17 protein-coding genes are annotated in these 21,853 nt (G+C 58.7%); 9 read left to right on the top strand and 8 right to left on the bottom strand.

The genetic code is table 11. The annotated features are described in order from the left end of the window. Positions 1-3: 3 nt before the first annotated feature. The 6 genes from gltB to lysC all read right to left on the bottom strand — a co-directional run bounded on the left by gltB (position 4) and on the right by lysC (position 10,473). Positions 4-4,572 (bottom strand): glutamate synthase large subunit, encoded by a 4,569-nt coding sequence (gene gltB / locus VN577_06070; GenBank protein HWR14373.1) that lies wholly within the window; start codon positions 4,570-4,572, stop codon positions 4-6. A gap of 171 nt (positions 4,573-4,743) precedes the next feature. Next, the gene (proC, locus tag VN577_06065) at positions 4,744-5,568 is read right to left on the bottom strand and encodes a pyrroline-5-carboxylate reductase (protein ID HWR14372.1); all 825 of its coding nucleotides are present in this window, start codon (positions 5,566-5,568) and stop codon (positions 4,744-4,746) included. Positions 5,569-5,576: 8 nt separating this feature from the next. After that, positions 5,577-6,512 (bottom strand): homoserine kinase, encoded by a 936-nt coding sequence (gene thrB, locus VN577_06060; GenBank protein HWR14371.1) that lies wholly within the window; start codon positions 6,510-6,512, stop codon positions 5,577-5,579. Further along, a complete protein-coding gene (gene thrC / locus VN577_06055; GenBank protein ID HWR14370.1) occupies positions 6,509-7,717 on the bottom strand; it encodes a threonine synthase in 1,209 nt (402 codons plus the stop codon). The genes thrB and thrC overlap by 4 nt, the downstream gene beginning before the upstream one ends. A 9-nt stretch (positions 7,718-7,726) precedes the next feature. Continuing rightward, positions 7,727-9,022, bottom strand: coding sequence for a homoserine dehydrogenase (locus VN577_06050; GenBank protein HWR14369.1), 1,296 nt, complete (start codon positions 9,020-9,022; stop codon positions 7,727-7,729). After that, positions 9,022-10,473: a lysine-sensitive aspartokinase 3 gene (gene lysC / locus VN577_06045; GenBank protein ID HWR14368.1), complete on the bottom strand. Its 1,452-nt coding sequence runs from the start codon at positions 10,471-10,473 to the stop codon at positions 9,022-9,024. The genes VN577_06050 and lysC overlap by 1 nt, the downstream gene beginning before the upstream one ends. A 389-nt stretch (positions 10,474-10,862) precedes the next feature. On the opposite strand from lysC, the gene VN577_06040 reads away from it, so the two are divergent. The 8 genes from VN577_06040 to VN577_06005 all read left to right on the top strand — a co-directional run bounded on the left by VN577_06040 (position 10,863) and on the right by VN577_06005 (position 20,303). Beyond that, a complete protein-coding gene (locus VN577_06040; protein ID HWR14367.1) occupies positions 10,863-11,786 on the top strand; it encodes a bifunctional helix-turn-helix transcriptional regulator/GNAT family N-acetyltransferase in 924 nt (307 codons plus the stop codon). Positions 11,787-11,856: 70 nt separating this feature from the next. Next, positions 11,857-12,870: a putative zinc-binding metallopeptidase gene (locus VN577_06035; GenBank protein HWR14366.1), complete on the top strand. Its 1,014-nt coding sequence runs from the start codon at positions 11,857-11,859 to the stop codon at positions 12,868-12,870. Between the two features lie 27 nt (positions 12,871-12,897). Next, on the top strand, positions 12,898-13,968 hold the full coding sequence (locus VN577_06030) for an ATP-grasp domain-containing protein (GenBank protein ID HWR14365.1): 1,071 nt from the start codon (positions 12,898-12,900) through the stop codon (positions 13,966-13,968). A 625-nt stretch (positions 13,969-14,593) separates the two neighbouring features. Continuing rightward, entirely contained in the window at positions 14,594-15,052 is a 459-nt protein-coding gene (locus tag VN577_06025) for a Mov34/MPN/PAD-1 family protein (GenBank protein ID HWR14364.1), read from the top strand. A gap of 154 nt (positions 15,053-15,206) precedes the next feature. After that, a complete protein-coding gene (locus VN577_06020; GenBank protein HWR14363.1) occupies positions 15,207-18,044 on the top strand; it encodes a beta-L-arabinofuranosidase domain-containing protein in 2,838 nt (945 codons plus the stop codon). Positions 18,045-18,178: 134 nt separating this feature from the next. After that, positions 18,179-18,373, top strand: coding sequence for a hypothetical protein (locus VN577_06015; GenBank protein HWR14362.1), 195 nt, complete (start codon positions 18,179-18,181; stop codon positions 18,371-18,373). A 227-nt stretch (positions 18,374-18,600) separates the two neighbouring features. After that, entirely contained in the window at positions 18,601-19,551 is a 951-nt protein-coding gene (locus VN577_06010; protein ID HWR14361.1) for an ABC transporter ATP-binding protein, read from the top strand. Further along, entirely contained in the window at positions 19,548-20,303 is a 756-nt protein-coding gene (locus tag VN577_06005) for an ABC transporter permease (protein HWR14360.1), read from the top strand. The genes VN577_06010 and VN577_06005 overlap by 4 nt, the downstream gene beginning before the upstream one ends. A gap of 73 nt (positions 20,304-20,376) precedes the next feature. Here VN577_06005 and VN577_06000 read toward each other — a convergent pair whose 3' ends face one another. After that, positions 20,377-20,805 (bottom strand): SgcJ/EcaC family oxidoreductase, encoded by a 429-nt coding sequence (locus VN577_06000; GenBank protein ID HWR14359.1) that lies wholly within the window; start codon positions 20,803-20,805, stop codon positions 20,377-20,379. Positions 20,806-20,981: 176 nt separating this feature from the next. Here VN577_06000 and VN577_05995 point away from each other — a divergent pair, with 176 nt between their 5' ends. Next, positions 20,982-21,254 carry a hypothetical protein gene (locus VN577_05995; GenBank protein ID HWR14358.1) on the top strand — a complete coding sequence of 91 codons (273 nt, stop codon included), beginning with the start codon at positions 20,982-20,984 and terminating at the stop codon, positions 21,252-21,254. Positions 21,255-21,318: 64 nt separating this feature from the next. Here the strand turns inward: VN577_05995 and rplQ are convergent, their stop codons facing one another. Further along, entirely contained in the window at positions 21,319-21,825 is a 507-nt protein-coding gene (rplQ, locus tag VN577_05990) for a 50S ribosomal protein L17 (protein ID HWR14357.1), read from the bottom strand. Positions 21,826-21,853 lie beyond the last annotated feature (28 nt).

Below are 21,853 nucleotides of genomic sequence, written 5' to 3'. Positions count from 1 at the left end.
TTCCTATTGCGCGGCTGCGATAACGTTATTGAGAGTTACGGCCGGCGCTGGCGTGAACACTCGTGGCACTCGTTCGCTGCGCGAAATACCAAGCACCCGCTTGTAATCGTGCGGGAAGACCTTGATGAACTTGTTCGCCAATTCCGCCCAGTTCTCGAGCACGTACCGGCCTCGCGTGCTGTTCGTGAGCGCTACGTGAACTTCAATCAGGTTCCGCACCGCGACGAAGTCCTTTTCGTCCATGGCATCCAGGTCAACGTCGGTTCGATTGCAGCGCTTCTCTGCGAAATCGCTGAGTTCATCGAGCACATACGCGATGCCGCCGCTCATGCCTGCGGCGAAATTTCGTCCGCACTTGCCGAGCACCACCACGCGCCCACCGGTCATGTATTCACAACCATGGTCGCCAACACCTTCCACCACGGCCGTGGCTCCCGAGTTACGGACCGCGAACCGTTCGCCGGCCATGCCGTTGAAGTAGGCTTCGCCACTCGTAGCGCCGTAGAGTGCCACGTTGCCGATGACGATGTTCCGCTCCGACTGGAACTTCGACTCCTTTGGCGGGAACACAACAACGCGTCCGCCGGAGAGCCCCTTGCCGACATAGTCGTTGGCGTCTCCTTCAAGCGTCAGCGTCACGCCCTGGGCAAGAAATGCGCCGAAGCTCTGTCCTGCCGACCCTTCAAAATCAAACCGGATCGTGTCGGTCGGAAGACCCGCCGCACCGTAACGCCGTGCTACTTCGCCGCTGAGCATCGTTCCCACTGAACGGTGAACGTTCCGTATCGGCAGCCGCAAGTGCGTTGACTGTTTCGTCTCCAGCGCTTCACGTGCGTAATCGATAAGGCGGTAGTCAAGCGACTGGTGCAATCCGTGGTCCTGCGCCTGCGTGCACCGGCGCGCTATTCGTGCCGGCATCGCCGGGTTGAACAGGATGCTGCTGAAGTCGAGACCGCGTGCCTTCCAGTGATGCGCCGCCGGACGCATCTCCAGCATGTCCACACGTCCGACCATTTCATCGAAAGTGCGGAACCCAAGCTCGGCCATGATCTCGCGCACCTGGTCTGCCAGGAAGAAGAAGAACCGAATCACGTGTTCAGGCTGTCCCTGGAATTTCTTCCGGAGTTCAACGTCCTGCGTGGCGATACCCACTGGGCAGGTATTCAAGTGGCACTTCCTCATCATGATGCAGCCCATCGCAACGAGCGGCATGGTCGCGAATCCGAACTCTTCCGCGCCCAGCAGGGCTGCGATCACAACGTCGCGACCCGTCTGAAGCTTGCCGTCGGTTTGCAGACGCACCCGGCCACGCAGATCGTTCATCACGAGCACCTGCTGCGTTTCCGCCAGTCCGAGTTCCCACGGAATACCCGCGTGCTTGATGGAACTGAGCGGTGCTGCACCGGTTCCGCCCGAATCGCCGCTGATCAAAATAACGTCGGCATGTGCCTTCGCCACACCGGCAGCAACCGTGCCAACTCCAACCTCGGCCACGAGCTTCACCGAAATCCGCGCCTTCGGGTTCACGTTCTTCAGGTCGTAGATAAGCTGCGCCAGGTCCTCGATCGAGTAGATGTCGTGATGCGGCGGAGGAGAGATCAGTCCCACCCCTGGCGTCGAGCGCCGCACCCGAGCGATGTTCTCGTCCACCTTGTGTCCGGGCAGTTGGCCGCCTTCACCGGGCTTCGCACCCTGCGCCATCTTGATCTGCAACTCATCCGCATTGACGAGATACTCGACCGTCACTCCGAAGCGTCCAGATGCCACCTGCTTGATTGCACTGCGACGATCATCCACGAAGCGCTTCTCGTCTTCTCCGCCTTCTCCAGTATTAGACCGCCCGCCGATGCGGTTCATCGCCTTTGCCAGCGTCTCGTGTGCTTCCTTGCTGATCGATCCATACGACATCGCGCCCGTGGCAAAACGCTTCACGATCTCGCTCGCGGACTCCACTTCCTCAATCGGCACGGGCGTCGCTGATTTCTTGAACTTCAGCAGCCCGCGCAACGTGCCCAACTTGTCGTTCTGCTCGTTGATGTGATCTGCGTATTCCTTGAACGTCTGAAAGTTGTCGCTCCGCACCGCATGTTGCAGTTTGCTGATCGAAACCGGATTCAGCAGGTGCTTCTCGCCTTTCACGCGGTACTGGTAGTTACCACCGATCGCCAACTCCGGTTCGAACTCCGTCGACGGCTGGAACGCATGCTGGTGCTTCATCTCCGCCTCGCGAGCAATCACCTCAAGGCCTATGCCTTCAATGCGCGACGGCGTCCCCGTGAAATACTCCTGCACCAATGACTTATTCAACCCGAGCGCCTCGAACACCTGCGCTCCCCGGTAGCTCTGCAGAGTCGAGATGCCCATCTTCGAGAAGGTCTTCAACAATCCCTTGTTGATGGACTTCTTGAAATTCTTTAGCGCCGTTGCGAACGTGTGTCCTTCCGGCAAATACCCACGCTTCTCAAAGTCCTCAAGCGTCTCGATTGCCAGATAAGGATTCACGGCGCTCGCACCGTAGCCGATCAGCAGCGCGAAGTGCATCACTTCGCGTGGCTCGCCCGACTCCACCACCAGCGCACACTGCGAACGCGTCGCCTCGCGAACCAGGTGATTGTGGACCGCCGTCAGCGCCAGCAAACTCGGAATCGGCGCATACTCCTCGTCCACGCCGCGGTCGGAAAGGATCAGCAGCGTGTATCCCGACTTCAGCGCCAGCGTCGCCCTGCGACAAAGATTATTGAGCGCCTCCTTCAGGCCCTTTTCACCACTGCCGACGCGGTACAGCGTTGGCAGCGTTGTTGCCAGGAAGTCTCCCTGCGACACTCGCCGCAGTCGCTCGAGGTCGCGGTTCGTCAACACCGGATGCTCCAACCGCAGCGTATGTGCGTTGATCGGCTTCTCGTCCAGGATGTTCCTCTCCTGACCGATGTAGCTGATCAGCGACATCACCATCTCTTCGCGGATCGGATCGATCGGCGGATTCGTCACCTGCGCGAACAGTACCCGGAAGTAGTTGAACAGCGACTGTGGTTTATCCGACAAACACGCCAGCGGCGTGTCCGTTCCCATCGATCCAACCGGCTCTTGGCCATCCACCGCCATCGGCATCAGGATCATCTTCAGGTCTTCGTCGGTATACCCGAACATGCGCTGGCGACAAACGATCGTGTCGTGGTCCGATCCCATCACTCGGAACGGTTCGGGCAGATCGTCGAGCCGAATCTGTTGCTCCTTCAGCCACTCGCCGTAAGGCTGCCGCTGCACGAGGTCGCCCTTAATCTCTTCGTCGGAAACGATGCGGCCCTCCACCGTGTCGACCAGAAACATCTTCCCCGGCTGCAAGCGCCCCTTCATCTGCACGCTTTCCGGCTTGATCGACAGGACGCCAGTCTCCGACGCCACCACCACTAGCCCGTCATCAGTGATGACATAGCGCGCAGGACGCAATCCATTGCGATCCAGAGTCGCGCCAATGACTCGCCCATCCGTGAACGCTATCGCCGCCGGACCATCCCACGGCTCCATCAGCGACGCGTGGTACTCGTAGAAATAGCGCTTCTCCGCCGTCGTATGTTCCGACCACGCCTCCGGAATCATCATCGCCATCGCATGCGGCAGGCTGCGTCCCGACTGCACCAGCAGCTCCAGCACGTTGTCGAAGTTCGCGGAATCGCTTCCACCCTGCTGCACGATCGGGAACAGCTTCCTGATGTCGTCGCCGAACAGAGGCGACCCAAGCGTCGCCTGGCGGGCCGCCATCCAGTTCACGTTTCCCTTCACCGTGTTGATCTCGCCGTTATGCGCGACGAACCGGTACGGATGCGCCAAATGCCACGTTGGAAACGTATTAGTCGAAAACCGCTGATGCACCAGGCATAACGCACTTGTTACGTCTGGATCCTTCAGCTCTTGATAGAAGTTGCAGATTTGCGGCGCCAGCAGCAGGCCCTTGTAGACAATGGTTCGCGCCGAAAGCGACGGCACGTAAAACATGCCCTTCTGCTCAAGACTCGATGCAGCAATTTCGTTCTCCGCACGCCGGCGCACCACGTACAACTTGCGCTCGAACGCATCGGCATCCATTCCCTCCTGTTTGCCGACGAACAACTGCTGGATATACGGCTGCGAATTTCTCGCGACCCGCCCGATCGCCGATCCATCCACTTCCATATCGCGCCATCCCAGCACGCTCAACCCTTCTTCGCGCGCCACGCGTTCCAGTACGCCTTCGCACTGCAGGCGTTCGGCCTTCTCCACGGGGAAGAAGATCATGCCGACGCCGTATTCGCCTTCACTCGGAAGTTGGAAGCCTAGCTGCACACATTCGCGCGCAAAGAACTTGTGCGGAATCTGGATCAGCACACCCGCGCCGTCGCCCGTTTCGGCATCGCATCCACTCGCGCCGCGATGGGTCAGGTTGATCAGGACCTGCACGCCCTTCACGATGATGTCGTGCGACTTTTCGCCCTTGATGCTCGCGACAAATCCGATACCGCACGCGTCGTGTTCGTTGGCCGGGTCGTACAAACCTTGTGGCCCCGGAAGTCCTTGGAATCGCTGACCTTGACTCATCTACTACCTACCTCTCCATGGTTGCTGACTGGGTACGAACACCGGTAGCGCTTCCCCAAAAAACGCGCCGATTTGACTGGAACCCCATCTGAAATTTAAAGCGACACCCGACCATGCTGTACAACGCACAGTTTCGATTTCCTCAATGCAAAAATTGAATCGGATGTCCGGCTAGCTGAACACCAACTCCTTCGCTCGAAGCGCTGCCTTCACCACAGCCTTGATCAGCGTCACGCGAATCTTTCCCTCTTCGAGTTCGAGGATGCCGTCAATCGTGCACCCGGCTGGCGTGGTCACAGCGTCCTTGAGTAGCGCCGGGTGATGTCCTGTCTCAAGCACCATCTTCGCCGCACCAAGCGTCATCTGCGCCGCGAGGAGTGTCGCCATATCACGGGGAAGTCCAACCTTCACTCCGCCTTCCGCCAGCGACTCCAGCACAATGTAGATAAACGCCGGCCCGCTCGCCGAGAGTCCGGTGATGGCGTCCATGTGCTTCTCGTCCACCAGCACCGTCCGCCCGATCGTGTTGAACAGCGCCAGCGCCAGCTCCACATCTTCCTGCGTCGCAAACTTGCCTTTGCTCAGCGCCGTCATGCCGACGCCCACCATCGAGGGCGTATTCGGCATCGCGCGGATGATGTGGCAATCCTGCGGCACACGCTTTTCCATGTAGTCGGTTGGCACCGACGCTGCCACGGAAATAAACAGTTTCGAATTTGTAGCCACCGGAGCGATCTGCTCCATCACCTGCCCCACCATCTGCGGCTTCACGCATACCAGCACCACGTCCGATTCCCGCACGGCCTCTACGTTATCGGTCGTAACCCGCACCCCGAGTTCTTTTTCCAGCGTGCACGCTCGCTCGCCGTGCTGCACCGTCGCATGAACGTTTTCTTTCCGAAACAATCCATGCTGAAGCATCCCTTGCAGCAGGATCGTCCCGATCTTTCCTGCCCCGATCACCGCCACTCGCAATTTCGACAATTCTCGTTCCATCCCGTCCTCTAGACGCACACCGTGCAGGGGTCATAATCAGCCGCAACAGATTCCCCATCCGCCTGGTGTACCTTCAACGTCCTCACCTCGAAATCGATTCCCGATTTCTCCACGCACGACGCCAGCAACTTCGCCACCACCTCGTGGTCACGTTCGGCAAACGCCACAATCGACGGACCCGCACCGCTCAGGCAAACGCCGAGCACCGACTCGTGTTCCAGGTGCAGTGCCTGCTCCAGTCCCGGTACCAGCGCCTGACGAAACGGCTGATGCAACCGGTCGCTGAGCGCCTGCCGGAGAAGTGAAAAATTGCCGCTCTGCAACAACTGCAGCAGCAACGCCATCCGCTGAAGGTTAAACACCGCATCCGAACGAGGCACCATCGTCGGCAGTACTCTTCGCGACTCAGAAGTAGCCAACGCCACATCCGGCGTCAGAACGACGAACTGCAATTGCTCCGGCCAATGGAACTGCGCAGCATACGCGGATCCATCCGGCAATTGGCAACTCGCCGTCAACCCGCCAAACAGCGCAGCAGCAGCGTTATCCGGATGCCCCTCAAGCGTGCACGCCGCGTTCAGCAACGCCTGCGAGGGCAGTGGCCCATAAAGCGCTTCATACAATCGGAGCCCGGCAACCGTCGCTGCCGCACTGCTTCCCAATCCTGACCGCATCGGAATTTCGCTATGCACCTCGACCGCGAGCGACGCATGTGACCCACCGTGTTGTCGCGCCAGGAAACGAAACGCCCGTTGAATATAGTTCTCGCCCTTCAGCGGATTCCTCACGAACTGAAAGTCGAGTTTGTCGCGACCGTTCACGACCTTCACTTTCAATCGCAGGTACAACTGCACGGCAACGGCAAGCGTGTCGAAGCCCGGTCCGAGATTTGCAATGGAAGCCGGCACCGTCACTTCGAGCTGCTCTCTCATCTCGACGCTCACGCCTTCACCTCCGAGAGCGCCGCCAATTCATTTCCGCTATTCTTCACGATGAAGTCCGTATCCTTCAGCGCATGCCCCGTGAGCACCGCAATCACCACCGCATCCCGATCGATCTTCCCGGACTCGCTCAGTTTCCGCAGCGCTGCCAGCGTGGTCGCCGATGCCGGCTCGCACCCGATTCCGTCGCGGCCGATCATCGCCTTCGCCTCGCCGATCTCCTCGTCCGTCACGTCCATCACGAAACCGCCCGTGCTCTTCACGCCGCGAAGGCTTTTCCTCCACGATCTCGGATTACCGATGCGGATCGCCGAAGCTACCGTCTCGGGATGTTCCTGCGGCTCCAGCTCTTCAACCCCCGAACGCCACATCCAGGCAAAAGGATTCGCCCCCTCCGCCTGCACCACCACCAGCTTCGGCACACGATCGATCAGGCCCGCGGCTTTCAATTCGTCGAACGCTTTTCCGAACGCGGAGCTGTTCCCCAAATTCCCGCCGGGAACCACAACGTAATCCGGCACTCGCCACTCCAGTTGTTCGAGCAGTTCAAACATCGCCGTTTTCTGTCCTTCGAGCCGGAATGGATTAATCGAATTTAGGAAATAGAGATCGCGAACCTCGAGCAACGCGTCGAGCGCTCGATCGAAGTTCCCTTCCACCTGCACGATCTCGGCGCCGAAATCCACGGCCTGCGCCATCTTGTTGGTCGAAGCCTTTCCTGCCGGCAAATAGACCTTCGCCACCAACTCCGCCCGTGCCGCATAGGCGGCGAGCGAAGCCGAGGTATTCCCCGTCGACGCGCACCCCACCGCTTTCGCGCCAACGAACTTCGCTTCGGTCATGCCCACCGTCATACCCAGGTCTTTGAACGACCCCGTCGGGTTCCAGCCCAGGTGCTTGAATCGCAGGTTGCGCACACCTGCCCAGTCTGCCGACTTCTGCCCGCGCACCAGGGGCGTATTCCCCTCGCTGAGCGTTATCACGTCGTCGTACGATGGCAGGAGTTCTCGGAAGCGCCACACTCCACTGGCGTCCTTCGGAGCGTAGGAGCCGCGCCGTTCCAGCCAAAGCTTCTTCAGCGCGGCAGCGTTTTTCGTTGCCGCGTCGACCACCACTTCCAGCAGATCTCCGCACCGGTGACACGACAGGACCCGCTCGTGTAAATCAAACGTCGTGGCGCATTGTTCGTTACTGCATCGCAGATGCATTCGTTCTCCCTATGCCAGCAACGGCATACTCACAGGTTCTTCCACCAGGAATTCCAGCGAACTCATTTCGTTCAATGCCTGCTGCAGTCGGCTCTTCGGACACGACTCCAGCGTGATCACAAACGGCAACTCCGCTTTCGAGTACCCGCGTCGTTGCAGCACAGCATCCACGTTGATCCGGTGCTCAGAGAATACTCTTGCCAGTGTCGCGATGATGCCCGGCTTGTCTTTCACCACGAAGCGAACATATTGCATCGACTCGAAATCGCCGCTTACCTCGTACTCTTCCGCATTCATCGCCGAAGCCGCTTGCGAGCGCTGCCGCGCGATCTGCAGCAGGTCCGACACGACCGCGACAGCCGTCGGATTTCCGCCTGCACCGAAACCCGAGAACACCGTATCGCCGCCGAACTCGCCCGTGCTCACCACCAGGTTTTGGCTTCCGCTGATCGCAGCAAGGGCCGAATCCTGTTTCACCAGTGCAGGCTCGACCGAGGCATACAGCCTATCCGAATGCTTCTCCACTCTAGACACCTGCCGGATCGTGCATCCCAACTCGTGCGCATACTCGAAATCGACATGCGCCAGCCTCCGGATCGACTCACACTCGACCTGCTGCGGACGGATCGCGGCCTGCAACCCGACTCGCGCCAGTATTACCAGTTTCGCCCTGGCGTCGTAGCCGTCGATGTCGTCCGTTGGATCCGCTTCCGCGAATCCCTTCTCTTGCGCCTCGCGCAAGGCTTCCGCGAACGATATCCCCGCAGACTCGATTCGCGTCAGAATGTAATTGCACGTTCCGTTCAGGATTCCCGACAGCCGGAACAACCTGTCGCCACCAAGGCCATCTTGAAGTCCTGCCAGCACCGGCACGCCGCCCGCAACGCTCGCGCCAAATGCCAGCCTCTGCCCGCACTTCTGAGCCAGTTCCATCAACTCCGACCCGTAATGCGCGATCAACTGCTTGTTCGCCGTCACCACCGACTTTCCCGATTCCAGCGCACGACTGACCCAGTCGTACGCCGGCTCGATTCCGCCCACCAGTTCCACCACCACGTCGGCGTCGGACGCGATCACATCGTCAATGTTCTCCGTCCACTCGACCTCCGGCGACATCCACTCCACTTTCTTCCGTTCCACGCTGCGATTGAACACGTGAGTCAATTGAAGTCCGTGCTCGTGGCGCCGAGCATGAAGCAATCTCGCCACCGCACTGCCCACCGTGCCAAAGCCGACTAGCGCCAGTTTGCAGCTCTCTTCCGGATAACTCACCGCGTCCGACATGTACCGCACCGACGTTGCCATTACGCCACCCCCGACTGTGCCGAAACTTCATTCATCAACGCGAGCGCTGAGTCCCGCATCGGAGCGGCAGCCCGCTTCTGCCGCGCTACGTTGCTCCGCTCGAAGAAATGCCGGTGCAGTCTCTTCACCGCGTCCGCACCATCACGTTCTTCCAACACGAAGCTGATGTTGATCTCCGAGGCGCCCTGCGAAATCATGTGCAGGTTGATGTTCCCTTCAGCCATTAGGCTGAAGACCTTCGCCGCCACACCAACTCGCCCGCTGATGTCTTCGCCGACAAGACAAACAATCGCCTTCTTGTCTTCGACTGAAACGTCGCCGAGTTTCTCCAGGTCCCTCACTAGCCCGGAAACATCGCGCGCCCCATCGAGCGTCACCGAAACGCTGACCTCCGAAGTGGAAACAAGGTCCGCCACGCACGCGTGACGGTCGAAAGCCTCAAACAGCGCGCGCAGAAACCCGTGCGCCATCAGCATGCGCGGAGACCTCACGCTGATCACTCGTGCCCCCTTCTTCAGTGCGATCGCACGGAAGAAATTGCCACCCGGTCGTGCGTGACGCCGGATGCAGGTGCCCTTGTTCCGAGGATTTCTTGAATTCAGGATGTAAACAGGAATGTCTTTCTCGACAGCAGGAATGAGAGTCGCGGGATGAAGAACCTTGGCCCCGAAGTAGGCCAGCTCTGACGCTTCATCGAATCCAATGACATCGATCTTTTGCGCTTCGGGACAAATTCGCGGATCGGTCGTCATCATTCCATCTACGTCAGTCCAGATCTCGATTCGTCGCGCCTGCAAACCTGCCCCGACGATCGCTGCTGAAAAATCCGATCCGCCGCGACCCAGCGTGGTGGTCACGCCGTCCTCAGTCGCCGCAATGAACCCTCCCATCACGGGAACCTTCCCTGCCGCCAGCAACGGCCGTACCGCTTGGCGCAGTTTCTCGTTGGTTGCATCCGCAAGCGGCACAGCCTTCGTGTGGTTCCCATCCGTCACCACGCATCGTCGTGAATCAACATGTACGGATTCCATGCCCATTGCCCTGAAACCTGCCGCCACCATTTGGCTGGAGAGCACTTCCCCGGTCGCAAGGACGTTGTCCATCGTTCTTGCCGACAACTCCCCGAGTGCCGCAACGCCGCGCAACACGTCCTGCAAAGCATCCAGTTGTTGTTGAATCGCCGCTCTCAGTTCACTGGAGTTCCTGGCGCCCAGCAATTCGTTTGCGACATTCACGTGTCGTTGTCGGACCTGCCTCAATAACTTGAAGGCCTCCGGAAGCGCTCCCCTCGCCGCCGAGTTCGCCATCGCGACCAGCGAGTCGGTAATGCCCGCCATCGCGCTCACCACTACGACCGGCTTCTGCTTCAATCGTCCGCGAACGATCTCGCCCACACGGCGCATGGCCTTCTCGTTCTCCACTGAAGTCCCACCGAATTTCATTACGATCATTACTGGCTCCCTATTCGTCCCCTGAAAACACAAAACCCACCTGCCTCTTGGGCGGTGGGTTCTCTGAATCTTGATCTTTTAGAGCTTTGCTATGGACTCTTCCTGATCGGCCCGCCGCCCGGATTTGGTGTCGGTGTGCTAATTCGCACACTTGTACCCGGTGTTGTTGTAATCGGACGGCTTGTCGAGCGGATCTGCGTCATAACATTGCGTAACCGTGCGTCAGCACGATTAGAGCATTTCGATGTCGGGTCCTATGATGAGGGTTATCGCCCTAAGGAGCAAATCTGAAATTTGGATTGCCCCTATCGGATAAACGAATTGGCACAAGCACCTTCTCCAAAATAATATAGTTGACATAGTCAATTAAATAGTTGACTATTCCTCACATGGTCGCCCAAGATCCTGCCATTGCTTCCGTCCGACGCTTTAACCGCTTCTACACCAAGCAGATAGGCCTACTTACCGATCACCTTCACAGCTCCCGCCTCTCGCTGACCGAGGTCCGGGTGCTCTATGAACTCGCCCATCGCGACCAATGGACAGCCTCCGAACTCGGCCAGGAACTGGGTCTGGATCGCGGGTACCTGAGCCGCATCCTTCGCCGCTTCCAGTCGGAAGGCCTGATCGAGCGACAGCAGTCGAAGTCAGACGGACGGCAGACGATCCTGACTCTCACCGAGAAGGGGCGCACGGAGTTCGAGCCACTCAACGCGGCAGCAAGCACCGAAATCAACAACCTTCTCGAACGCCTTTCCGCGCCGGATCGCCATCAACTCGTCCGCGCCATGCATACGATCGAGAACCTGCTTTCTCCGCCGGATCCGGCACGCGAGCCGATCATCCTGCGGTCGCATCGGCCGGGAGACATGGGATGGATCGTTCATCGCCACGGCGAGTTGTACTGGCAGGAATACGGTTGGGACGAGCGATTCGAGGCCCTGGTGGCCGAAATCGTGGCCGAGTTCGTGAAGAACTACGACCCCAAGCGCGAGAAGTGCTGGGTGGCCGAACGCAATGGCGAGATCGTCGGTTCCATTTTCCTCGTCCGCAAGGACGACGACACCGCCAAGCTGCGGATGCTCTACCTGGAGCCAAGCGCCCGCGGACTGGGACTCGGACGCAGGCTGGTGGAAGAGTGCGTTCGCTACGCCAAGCAAGTCGGCTACAAGAAGATGACGCTCTGGACGCAGGCAAACCTCACCGCCGCTCGGGCAATCTACCAGAAAACCGGCTTCCGACTGATGTCGCAGCAGAAGAACCGCAGCTTCGGGAAGGATCTGGTCGCCGAGACCTGGGAAAGGGACCTGTAACCGCGGGACGCGTCCAACTGGTACCTGCCCAATTGGGCCGCAACGCTGGTAATCTTCCACGCACGTCATCTTGCGTACCTTTGACACATTGCCGGAAGACGCACAGGCGATCCTTCAAACGCGGATCTGCGATCTGGGATTGAAGCTGGAAGGCTCACCGGTCGAGCTGCATGTGCAGCAGATGTACCAGGAATTGGCCGACAAAGGGCTGCTCAAGTTCAAGCCTGGCGTTTACCTCAGCGATGAGTGGGGGTGTCCTTCAGGCGAACCGGTCATCGGGATTCCGTTCTATCTGGGTGACAAGCGGTTGTCGGAGATCGAGGCTCAGGTCAACGATCTTGAGACCGATGCCGAGATCATGATGTACCTGCGTCACGAAGCGGGACACGCATTCAACTACGCCTACAAGCTCTATCGGACTTCGGAGTGGAAGCAACTGTTCGGGCCGTTTCGTCGAGCGTATCGGGAGAACTACAAGCCCGTTGCGTTCTCGCGGCGATATGTTCGCCACATCGCTGGTTGGTATGCGCAGAAGCATCCCGATGAGGACTTCGCCGAAACGTTCGCTGTCTGGCTGACACCTGATTCCAAGTGGCGCTCGAAGTACAAGTATTGGGGCGCGCTGGAGAAGCTCGAATACATGGACCGCATCGGAACGGCGGTCGGAAGTATCGATCCGATCCGGAAGCGCGGGCGTCCGGACATCACGACCGACGACATGGAAGAGACGGTCGCGCAGTTCTACGAGAGGTCGCTGGAGCACGCCGCAGCGCCGGATGATCTGGCGATGGACACGGACCTGATCGACATCTTCGGGCCGACGCGCGTGCCGCAAGCCGAGCAGCGCGCGGCGGACGAACTCATCCATGAACATCGTAAGACGTTAGTAGATAAGGTTACCTATTGGACCGGATTGCAACGCCCGACCGCCAAGAAGCTGGTAGAGTCGGTACAACAGCGTGTCCGCGAACTGGAACTTCGTGTGAACACGCGCCGCGAACCGGAATACGTCGCCGAATTGAGCGTGTATCTGACCGCGCTCGCGATGAACTATCTGCTGAGAGGGAATTTTGTTCAGCGGTAACTTTTCCCCCGTTGATTGGAGCAGTTGATGCCGTCTTCAAAACTGAAGATCGCCGTTCTCTACGACACCTGGGAAGAGGCAGGCGCGCCGCCGCCGGAACCTGAACCGGAGCCGGAGAAGCCCGTCCGCCGCAAGGCGAAGAAGAAGCCCACGCGCAAGAAGAAGAAAGAAAAACACGACCGCGAAGAAATCTTCGAGGCTTTGCAGAAGCTCGGCCACGAGCCGACCTATCAAGTTCTTGACGGCCGCAACCAGACTCTCACGGCGCTGGCGAAGTGCGGCGCCGATCTGGTTTTCAATCTTGTCGAATCGTATGCCGGCGATGACACCAAGGACATGAACATCGCCGCGTACCTGGACCTTGCCGGGCTGCCTTATACGGGCAGCGGACCGCATGGGCTGTTCCTGGCACAAGATAAAGCCGTCGCCAAGAAGATGTTCGCCTTTCACGGCGTCAATACTCCGTTCTTCGCGATGTCGTATCGCGGCCTGCTCGACCACTCGCACGATATCAAGTTTCCGCTCATCGTGAAGCCCGTCGCGGAAGACGGCTCCATCGGCATCGATACCACTTCGGTGGTGGACTCGATCAAGGACCTGATGGAGAAGATCCATTACATCCACGAAGAGTTCGACTGTCCCGCGCTGATCGAGGAGTACATCGAAGGGCGCGAAATCTATGCGTCGATCCTCGGCAGTTACGAGAACACCGAAGTATTGCCGCTGATCGAACTCGACCTGTCGAAGCTGCCGAAGGGCACGCCTCGCATCGCTGGACAGGACGTAAAGTTCGAGAAAGATACCGAAGCCTACAAGCTCACCAAGTCCGTGATCGTCGAAGACCTTGACGAGGAGACGACCAAGCGTTTGCAGGACACGGCGCTCGGCGCATATCGCGCGTGCAAGCTACGTGACTATGGCCGCATCGACATGCGCCTGAACGACAAGGGCGAGATCTACGTGATCGAGGCCAATCCGAACCCGTGGCTGGCGAGCGGCCAGGAGTTCGCGATGGCGGCGAAGAAGTCGGGCCGGTCGTACACGGAACTGATCGGCGAGATCGTGGACATGGCGAGAACGCGATACGGCATTGTCTAAATCGGGGGATAGAAGCCAGAAGCTAGGGGCTAGCGGTTAGGGGCTAGGGGCTAGCGGCTTTTAGCTTCTAACTCTTAGCAGCCCTCGATGCCTTTGTGAATCAGTAAACGTGCACGGGGTACCCACGTTCTGGCTGACAGGATACCTACCCCCCTCCCCCTACCTCTCTCGATGCAATGGAATCAGTGATTTACGTGTAGACCTTTGGCTTCAGAAAAGATTCCAAAGGACTTACAGTTCAAAGTCCTCATTCCAGGGCCGTTAATTCCATTGGCGTTTACTTTCTAGTTATCGTTCGCTACTGGTTCTCGGTTGCGGTTGCCGGTAAAAACACAAAAAGTGGTGTCGACGAAAAAGTTCGCCTTCACCACCTACATATTCAGGATAGCAATTTGGGCGGGGGTACTATGCCAACTTTATGAGAATTATATTTGCCGTTAAATCAGGAACTTACGAGTTATTGAGGGCGTTGACCCCCTTGACATCTTTTTTCCGGAATTGGGAAAGGACGCCTCGCTTGCAAATGGTGGACACCCAAACCTACTTTGCGACACTCGCCGGACACAACTGGAGATTATGGAACTCCACTTTCTCCCCTCCCCAAAATCGGTTACTGTCTTAGCTAATGCCAGAGTTGACCGAAGTGGTGGTGGACCGGAAAGTCCTTGATGCCTTCAAGCGGCGCGCGCTGAAGTTGTATCCCAAGGAGTTCCTGGAGCAAATCGTGGGGCGCGTGGTGGATGGGCAAGCTCGGGTCTACGCCTTCCGCGAACTGGAGCATGAGGCCACGCGCTTCGAGGTGGTCATCGACGAGGACCTTGATCCGATGACGGACGGCGAGGACGTGCGACGGTTCGACATTCTGGGCACCATCCATACGCATCCGCAATCGACGATTGAACCAAGCAACATTGACTGGGAGGCGATGGCGCGCGACCGCGAGCTGGTGATGGGGATCTGCGCGATCCGCAAGACGGCCAAGCGGCGGTTCGTGAGCTTTGCGTTTTATAACGGGTCGAAGAAGCTATTGCAGTTGACGATTGCCGAGGACCAGAGGGCGGAAGCGGCGAAGACGGCGGGATAGAATCGTGTCGCCCCGCCGGACTGGGATCATCTTTGCTCCACCGTAACCCAGCGCTTCGCGCTGGGCTGAAACAGCGTTACGCCGCTCCGCGGCTGAGATATCGCTTCGGCGGCGCTCCGACGATCGGATTCGGCGATAATTACGATGCAACGCCATGAATGAAAACCTACCTCCTGCGAAGAAAGCCCCGGACACTCCGTCCACAGTAAGCCAACCTCAATTTGACCCTAACCGGCGAGAGTTCCTGGCGGGATTGATGGGAGCAGCTGTGGTGACGGCCGTCGCCGGAAAGACGGCATTCGCTCAGGGTTCTGCCGGTGCCCTGAATGTCGCGCGCGTGGCTGCTCCGTCGAGTATGACTCCGAGAAGCGAGAACAAGATCTCCGCGCTCAACGACGGCTTCGTACCCGAGAGTTCGTTTGACCGCTCTCACGGAATGTACCCACTGCAACACTCGTGGGAAGTTGAGAGGAAGCGCGAATCGTGGGTGCAGTATGACTGGAGCGAACCGGTTACGGTCAACAAGATTGAGGTTTACTGGGCGGCGGAACGTCCGAAGGGTGTGGCGATACCAGGAGCCAGCAGTCCGCAGACGATGCAGGCGCCGGCGAGCTATCGAATTCTCTACTGGGATGGAAGCGATTTCGAAGAGGTAAGCGAGCCGCAAGGTCTGGGCGTGGCGGCCGACGCGTTCAACATGACGACCTTCAAGCCGGTAAAGACCAGCAAGGTACGCCTCGTGGTCACGGCCCAGAAAGGACACCCGGCGGGCATTCTCGAATGGAGAGTTTTTAACCATGGCGCGGCTCCCGGACTTTCGCCGGTGATTGATGCCGGCGTGGACCGATCGGTGATGCTCGGCTCGCAAACGTATCTGGCCGGCAAGGTAACGTGGCTGGAGGATTCACCGGGCAATGCCTCACGATGGCTGAAAGCCGATGGGCCCGGAAAGGTGACGTTCGCGCGAGCTGATTCACCGACGACGACGGCGCTATTCTCGGCGCCGGGCGATTACGTGCTGGCGCTCGCGGCTTCCGGCTCCGACGACAGGTCGAAGAGGATAGCGGTACATGTGGAACCGCCTCCGCCAAAAGACCGGCTGGATGTGGTGTATACGCGCAGGTACTCCATCGACAGCCGGTTCTGGAATGAGCGCGCGAAGTCGCTGATCGTGAACTGGATTCCGCATTGCATCCGGATGTGCGAGCGGACGGACATTGCGAAGATGCGCGGCGATGGCGGGATCGACAACTTTATCGAGGCCGGTAAAGCACTCCGCGGCGAACCTCATGGGAAGCACAAGGGCTACGTGTTCTCGAATGCCTGGGTGCACCAGATGGTGGAGTCGATGTGCATCGCGCTGATGGTAGACGCGAACGGCGATGCGGAGACGCTACGGGCGCAAGAGATGATGCGCACGACACTGGACCGGTGGATCCCGATCATTCTGGGGGCGCAGATGCCGGACGGGTATCTGCAGACGGCCTACACGCTCGAGGATCGGAAGAACTGGCCGGAGAGATGGTCGCCGGAACATCGGGGCAATCACGAAGGATATGTGGCGGGGTACTTTATCGAGTCGGCCATCAACCATTACACGCTTACAGACGGCAAGGACCTTCGACTGTATAGCGCGGCGAAGAAACTGGCTGACTGCTGGGTGACGAATATCGGCCCGGGCAAGAAGGAATGGTATGACGGGCACCAGGAGATGGAGCAGGCGCTGGTGCGCTTTGGACGCTTCGTCAACGATCAGGAAGGCAATCACCGGGGCGATGCGTATATTGCGCTGGCGAAGTTTTTGTTGGATTCGCGCCGTGGAGGCTCGGAATATGACCAGAGCCATCTGCCTCCGGGACAGCAGTACGAAGCTGTAGGTCACGCGGTGCGGGCGACTTACTTTTACTCCGGCATGGCGGACATCGCCGCCGAGACACACGATCCGTATTACCAGGGCGCGGTCATGTCACTGTGGGACAACATGGTGAACAAGAAGTACTACGTGACGGGCGGGATCGGGAGCGGCGAAACGTCGGAGGGCTTCGGACCGAACTACTCGCTTCCGAACGATGCCTATTGCGAGACGTGTTCGAGCTGCGGACTGGTGTTCTTTCAGTACAAGTTGAACCTGGCGTATCACGACGCGAAGTATGCCGACCTGTACGAGCAAACGATGTATAACGCGCTGCTGGGTGGCGTTGCGCTGGATGGCAAGAGCTTCTGCTATACGAATCCGCTGGTGGATACGGAACGCGCGCAGTGGCACGTGTGTCCGTGCTGCGTGGGAAACTTTACGCGAACGCTGTTGATGATTCCGACCTGGACGTATGCAAAGAGCAAGGCGGGTCTGTACGTGAACATGTTCGTGGGCAGCCGAATTGACGTTGGCGATATCGCCGGAACAGCGGTGGAGGTGGCGCAGAAGACGGATTATCCGTGGAAGGGTACGGTTGCGATCACGGTAAATCCTGAGCAGGCGAAGAGGTTCTCCGTCCACGTACGGATTCCGGATCGCACAACGAGCAAGCTGTATAAAGACTCGCCCGTGGTTCGGGGCGTGAAGAGCTTCAAGGTCAATGGAAAGAAGTTCACGCCTGCTATCGAGAAAGGCTATGCCGTAGTGACGCGCGAGTGGAAAGCTGGAGATCGAATTGAATTGGAGCTACCGATGGGGCCGCAACGAGTGACGGCGGATCCGCGAATTGCGGCGGATGCCGGACTGGTGGCGCTGAAGTATGGCCCGCTGGTCTACAACCTGGAACGTGCGGATAATCGGAATATTGATCAGAAGCTTGGCGACGCTCCGCTGCGGACCGAATGGAGGTCTGACCTGCTCGGTGGCGTAATGGTCATTCGAGGTGAATGGGCGGATGGCTCTGAAATGTTGGCAATCCCAAATTATGCGCGCATGAACCGCGTCGGCCCGCCGCCGGAGTATCCGCGGGACGAGGACGCGACAACCTCAGCGCCAGCGTCGAAGGTTTGGATTTGAGGGTAAAGTTCCGCAGAACTACGCCTTTTTGCGCCATGACGGAATGGCGGTCTAATCAGGTGTATGGTGGAGTTCTACGCAAGTAATCCCGCCGTAGCGACACGGCCTTATCTGCGCAGTGGAAAGAGGCGCAGATGACGCTTACACGCGAGAACGGCCTGGCACTGGTAACGCAATCGAAAGTTATCATTGAACAATCTCGAGCACTGAAGGAAAGGTCGCGCGACTTGATGGAAATGTCGCTGAGGCTCGACCGGGAGAGCGTTGCGCTGATGCAACGCAGCCAAGCGCGCGCAGAAGCAAGGAATGCCGCAGTTGCGACTAGTTGAGGGGAGTCACAACTCGTCCCTGACGGTTGACCGAACGTTGAACGTCAGGCTAGATTAGTTTCCAGAGAGTCCTTCCGATGAGAATCCGCACCATCGCGTAAGTAGTTCCCGCAGGTACGGCTGCCAGCCCTGGCTTTTGCCGGACTTGTCCTTTCTCCGCATACTTCAAAAATGAGCTTTCGATCGCCTTGTTTTGTCGCGATCGCATGCATTGAGCGAGACAACGAATGAGCAGACATGTGATTGAAGTTGAGCACCTGGTAAAGGTTTACGAGTCGCGGGGACGCGCACCGGTGCGTGCCGTGGATGGAATGAGCTTTTCGGTCGAGGAAGGTACGATCTTCGGACTGCTCGGCCCGAACGGCGCCGGGAAGTCGACCATGTTGAGAGTGCTGACCACGCTGGGGCGTCCGACGGAGGGAACGGTGCGAATCCTCGGATTCAACGTGGAAGAGAAACCGCTGGAAGTGCGCCGCAGGATTTCGGCCGTACTCCAGGACACCGCTGTGGAACTGTTCCTATCCGTGCGCGATAACCTGCTGACGTTCGCGCGATTTCACGGGCTTACCGGCCGGCAGGCGATGGACCGCGCGGCGGAGGTGATGGACCGCTTCCAACTGAACGCCGAAGCCGACAACAAGGTGCAGGACCTGAGCGGCGGCTTCAAGCGACGGGTGCAGGTGGCGAAGGTGTTCATGGTGGAGACGCCGATCCTGTTTCTCGACGAGTTCTCGACGGGTATGGACCCGATCCTGAAGCGCGAGGTGATGGAGTCGCTTCGGGCAGAGGCCGCAAAGGGACGCACGATCGTGTTGACGACGCAGATCCTTAGTGAGGCCGAGGAGCTTTGTGACGACATCCTGATCATGAACAAGGGCAAGCAGGTGGCGCGTGGCGATTTGAATACGCTGAAGCTGCTGTCGCAGGGCGTTTACGACGTGAGCATGACGTTCGATGCGGTGCCCGAAGGGATTGAAGCCGAAGTGAAGCAGTTCGAACCGATCCGAGTACAGGTGGACCATCACACGGTGGAGATGACGGTGAAGGCACGCGAAGGCCGTGTGCTCGACATCATTACGGCGCTGGCACGCGGACGCAACGTGCTGCGAGTGGAGTTGAACAGCGCATCGCTCGAGGACATCTTCATCGAGCTGACGAAGAAGGAGATGGTGGCATGAGTACGCTGAAGGCAATCGTGTATCGCGAGGCGATGATTCGGGCGACGAACCTGACGTTCGTGTTCTGGGACCTGGCGTATCCGCTGTGCTACATGCTGGTGTTCGGCGTGGGCGTGAATGCGGCGCTGGAGATGCCGGTGAATGTGCCGGGCATGGACTACAACGCATTCTTTCTCGGCGGCGTGCTGGCGATGGCGAGCTTTGGGATTGCGGCGAATACGTCGTGGTCGTTCTTTCTGGATCGCGATAACGGCATCTTTTTCGAAATGCTGACGTATCCGATAAGCCGCGCGGAATACCTGCTGGGCAAGGTGCTGGTGAACGTCTTCATCGCGCTGCTGCAGGCGGCCATCGCGCTGGGGCTGGGATGGCTGCTGTTCGACATCCGCCTGACGTGGTCGCGCGTGCCGCTGACGTTCCTGGGGATGGCAGTGGGCACGGCGGGATGGTTCTTCTTCTACTCGATCTTCGCGCTGAAGACACGGCGTAACGATGTGTTTAACAGCATCACGTCGATCTTCTACTTCGTGTTCCTGTTCGCGAGTTCGATGTTTTATCCACTGGAGCCGCTGCCGGCATGGCTTCGGACAACGGCGTCGCTGAACCCGATCACGTGGCAGATCGACTGGTTCCGGTATACGTCGATCGGCCTGGGCAACGCACAGACGGTGCTGTGGCAGGGCGTAGCGTTTGTGGCCTTCTCGGCGGTGGCGTTTGCTTATGCGGTGAAGCTATTGCAGAAGCAGGAGTAGGCGGATTGGCTGGGGGGTAACCCACCAACGGTTAAGGCACGTTTGGTGACAACCCTGCGATGCAACCCGGTGTCTAGGTGGCCAGAGCACTGGCCGCCTGAGCTGCCGCCGGCATCGGCGCAATACGGGTATTCTGGAAGGCGACGATCTGCCACTTCCCTTCCGTCCTGACCATCACCATGGTCGGGCGCGTATCGAGTGCGCGGGGCTGATCGCCTTCGAAGAAATCGACGTGTGCCTGGGTGAATGCAACCGCAACATCTGGCTTGATCCAACGAACGCTGCGCAGTTCCCAGCGAGAACGGCTGCCTTTGTAGATTGTGTCGAAGATAGCGCGATGCGAGGCTTCGATGGCCGAACGACCGTCCAGTTGTCCGCCGAAAATCTGAATGAAAGTTGCGTCTTCGGCAAACACGGTTGCGAAACCATGGCTATCGGCGGTATTCCAACACTGCTCAAGGTGCTGCAAAACGGCAAGGATCGACTGCTCTTCCGATGTCATAAAAAAGGCCACCCCTGTCCGGAATAGTAGCACTTTGACAACCGAGGACTGGTGGATTCGCCGGTCCGATTTGGTACTCGTCGCAACTTTTCGTCTCAAATTTGCTGGAATTCCCCAAGGACGGGTTCAAACTGAAGGGTGCACAGCGAAAGTGAGGCCTGCAAAGGAGGTACAACATGCCGGAAGCTGTGATGGAAAAAGTCAGCGAGCACTTAACTGATTCCGCCCACAAGGTTTCTCGCGCCGCGTCGCGGTTGGCAGAAGCGATGGATGACGGCATCGCGGTTGCAAAGCGTGCCGCGAAGCACGGTGGCGACGCGATCGAGGACTTTATGGAGGAGAACACGCAGCGGGTGAAACGTCATCCCATTGAGACGGTGATTGGGGCAGCAACCGCCGCCTTCTTGACCGGGATGCTGTTTGGTCTGCTGATCCGACGGAAGAGATAACCAGCCCCAAAAAGAAAAAGCGCACCCTACGCGGGTGCGCTTTTGAATTGAGACGAGAACCGGCTTACTTCTTTTCTTCGCCGCCTTCGGCTGCCGGCGCTTCTCCGCCTTCCGCCTGCTGTTCTGCCTGCGCTTCTTCCATCGCCTTGCGGGCCTCTTCGGCACGCTTGGCACGGGCTTCAGCGCGTTTCTGGCGCTTCTCGTCGATCACCTTCTCGGAGCCGAGCAGTTCGATGTACACCTTCTCGGCGCCATCGCCCTGCTGCCATCCCTTGCGAATGATCCGCAAATAGCCGCCGTTGCGGTCGCCGAAACGGGGCGCAACGGTGTCGAACAACTTGGTCACGGCGTCGCGGGTCATCAAGTATCCGGCAGCGAGACGGCGTGCGCTGACGTCGCCCTTCTTGCCGAGAGTGATCATTTTTTCGACTTGCGGACGCATGGCTTTTGCCTTCGCTTCCGTGGTTTCAATACGCTCTTCCACGATCAGCGAAGTGACCAGGTTGCGCAACAGAGCGCGACGATGGCTGGTGTTCCGTCCGAGCTTCTTGCCTGCTTTAAGGTGACGCATGGTTTTAGTCCTTCAAACTTTATCTGTA

It is taken from the genome of Terriglobales bacterium (genome assembly GCA_035561515.1).
Classification (GTDB): Bacteria; Acidobacteriota; Terriglobia; order Terriglobales; family Acidobacteriaceae; genus DATMXP01.
The sequence above is the reverse complement of the archived record's forward strand: the minus strand, read 5'-3'. Positions and strand labels throughout refer to the sequence as shown.

Coding starts and splice junctions, on each gene's coding strand:
- gltB (HWR14373.1), bottom strand. CDS start 4,572: ATGAGTCAAGGTCAGCGATTCCAAGGACTTCCGGGGCCACAAGGTTTG.
- proC (HWR14372.1), bottom strand. CDS start 5,568: ATGGAACGAGAATTGTCGAAATTGCGAGTGGCGGTGATCGGGGCAGGA.
- thrC (HWR14370.1), bottom strand. CDS start 7,717: ATGCATCTGCGATGCAGTAACGAACAATGCGCCACGACGTTTGATTTA.
- VN577_06050 (HWR14369.1), bottom strand. CDS start 9,022: ATGGCAACGTCGGTGCGGTACATGTCGGACGCGGTGAGTTATCCGGAA.
- lysC (HWR14368.1), bottom strand. CDS start 10,473: ATGATCGTAATGAAATTCGGTGGGACTTCAGTGGAGAACGAGAAGGCC.
- VN577_06040 (HWR14367.1), top strand. CDS start 10,863: ATGGTCGCCCAAGATCCTGCCATTGCTTCCGTCCGACGCTTTAACCGC.
- VN577_06030 (HWR14365.1), top strand. CDS start 12,898: ATGCCGTCTTCAAAACTGAAGATCGCCGTTCTCTACGACACCTGGGAA.
- VN577_06025 (HWR14364.1), top strand. CDS start 14,594: ATGCCAGAGTTGACCGAAGTGGTGGTGGACCGGAAAGTCCTTGATGCC.
- VN577_06020 (HWR14363.1), top strand. CDS start 15,207: ATGAATGAAAACCTACCTCCTGCGAAGAAAGCCCCGGACACTCCGTCC.
- VN577_06015 (HWR14362.1), top strand. CDS start 18,179: ATGACGCTTACACGCGAGAACGGCCTGGCACTGGTAACGCAATCGAAA.
- VN577_06010 (HWR14361.1), top strand. CDS start 18,601: ATGAGCAGACATGTGATTGAAGTTGAGCACCTGGTAAAGGTTTACGAG.
- VN577_06005 (HWR14360.1), top strand. CDS start 19,548: ATGAGTACGCTGAAGGCAATCGTGTATCGCGAGGCGATGATTCGGGCG.
- VN577_06000 (HWR14359.1), bottom strand. CDS start 20,805: ATGACATCGGAAGAGCAGTCGATCCTTGCCGTTTTGCAGCACCTTGAG.
- VN577_05995 (HWR14358.1), top strand. CDS start 20,982: ATGCCGGAAGCTGTGATGGAAAAAGTCAGCGAGCACTTAACTGATTCC.
- rplQ (HWR14357.1), bottom strand. CDS start 21,825: ATGCGTCACCTTAAAGCAGGCAAGAAGCTCGGACGGAACACCAGCCAT.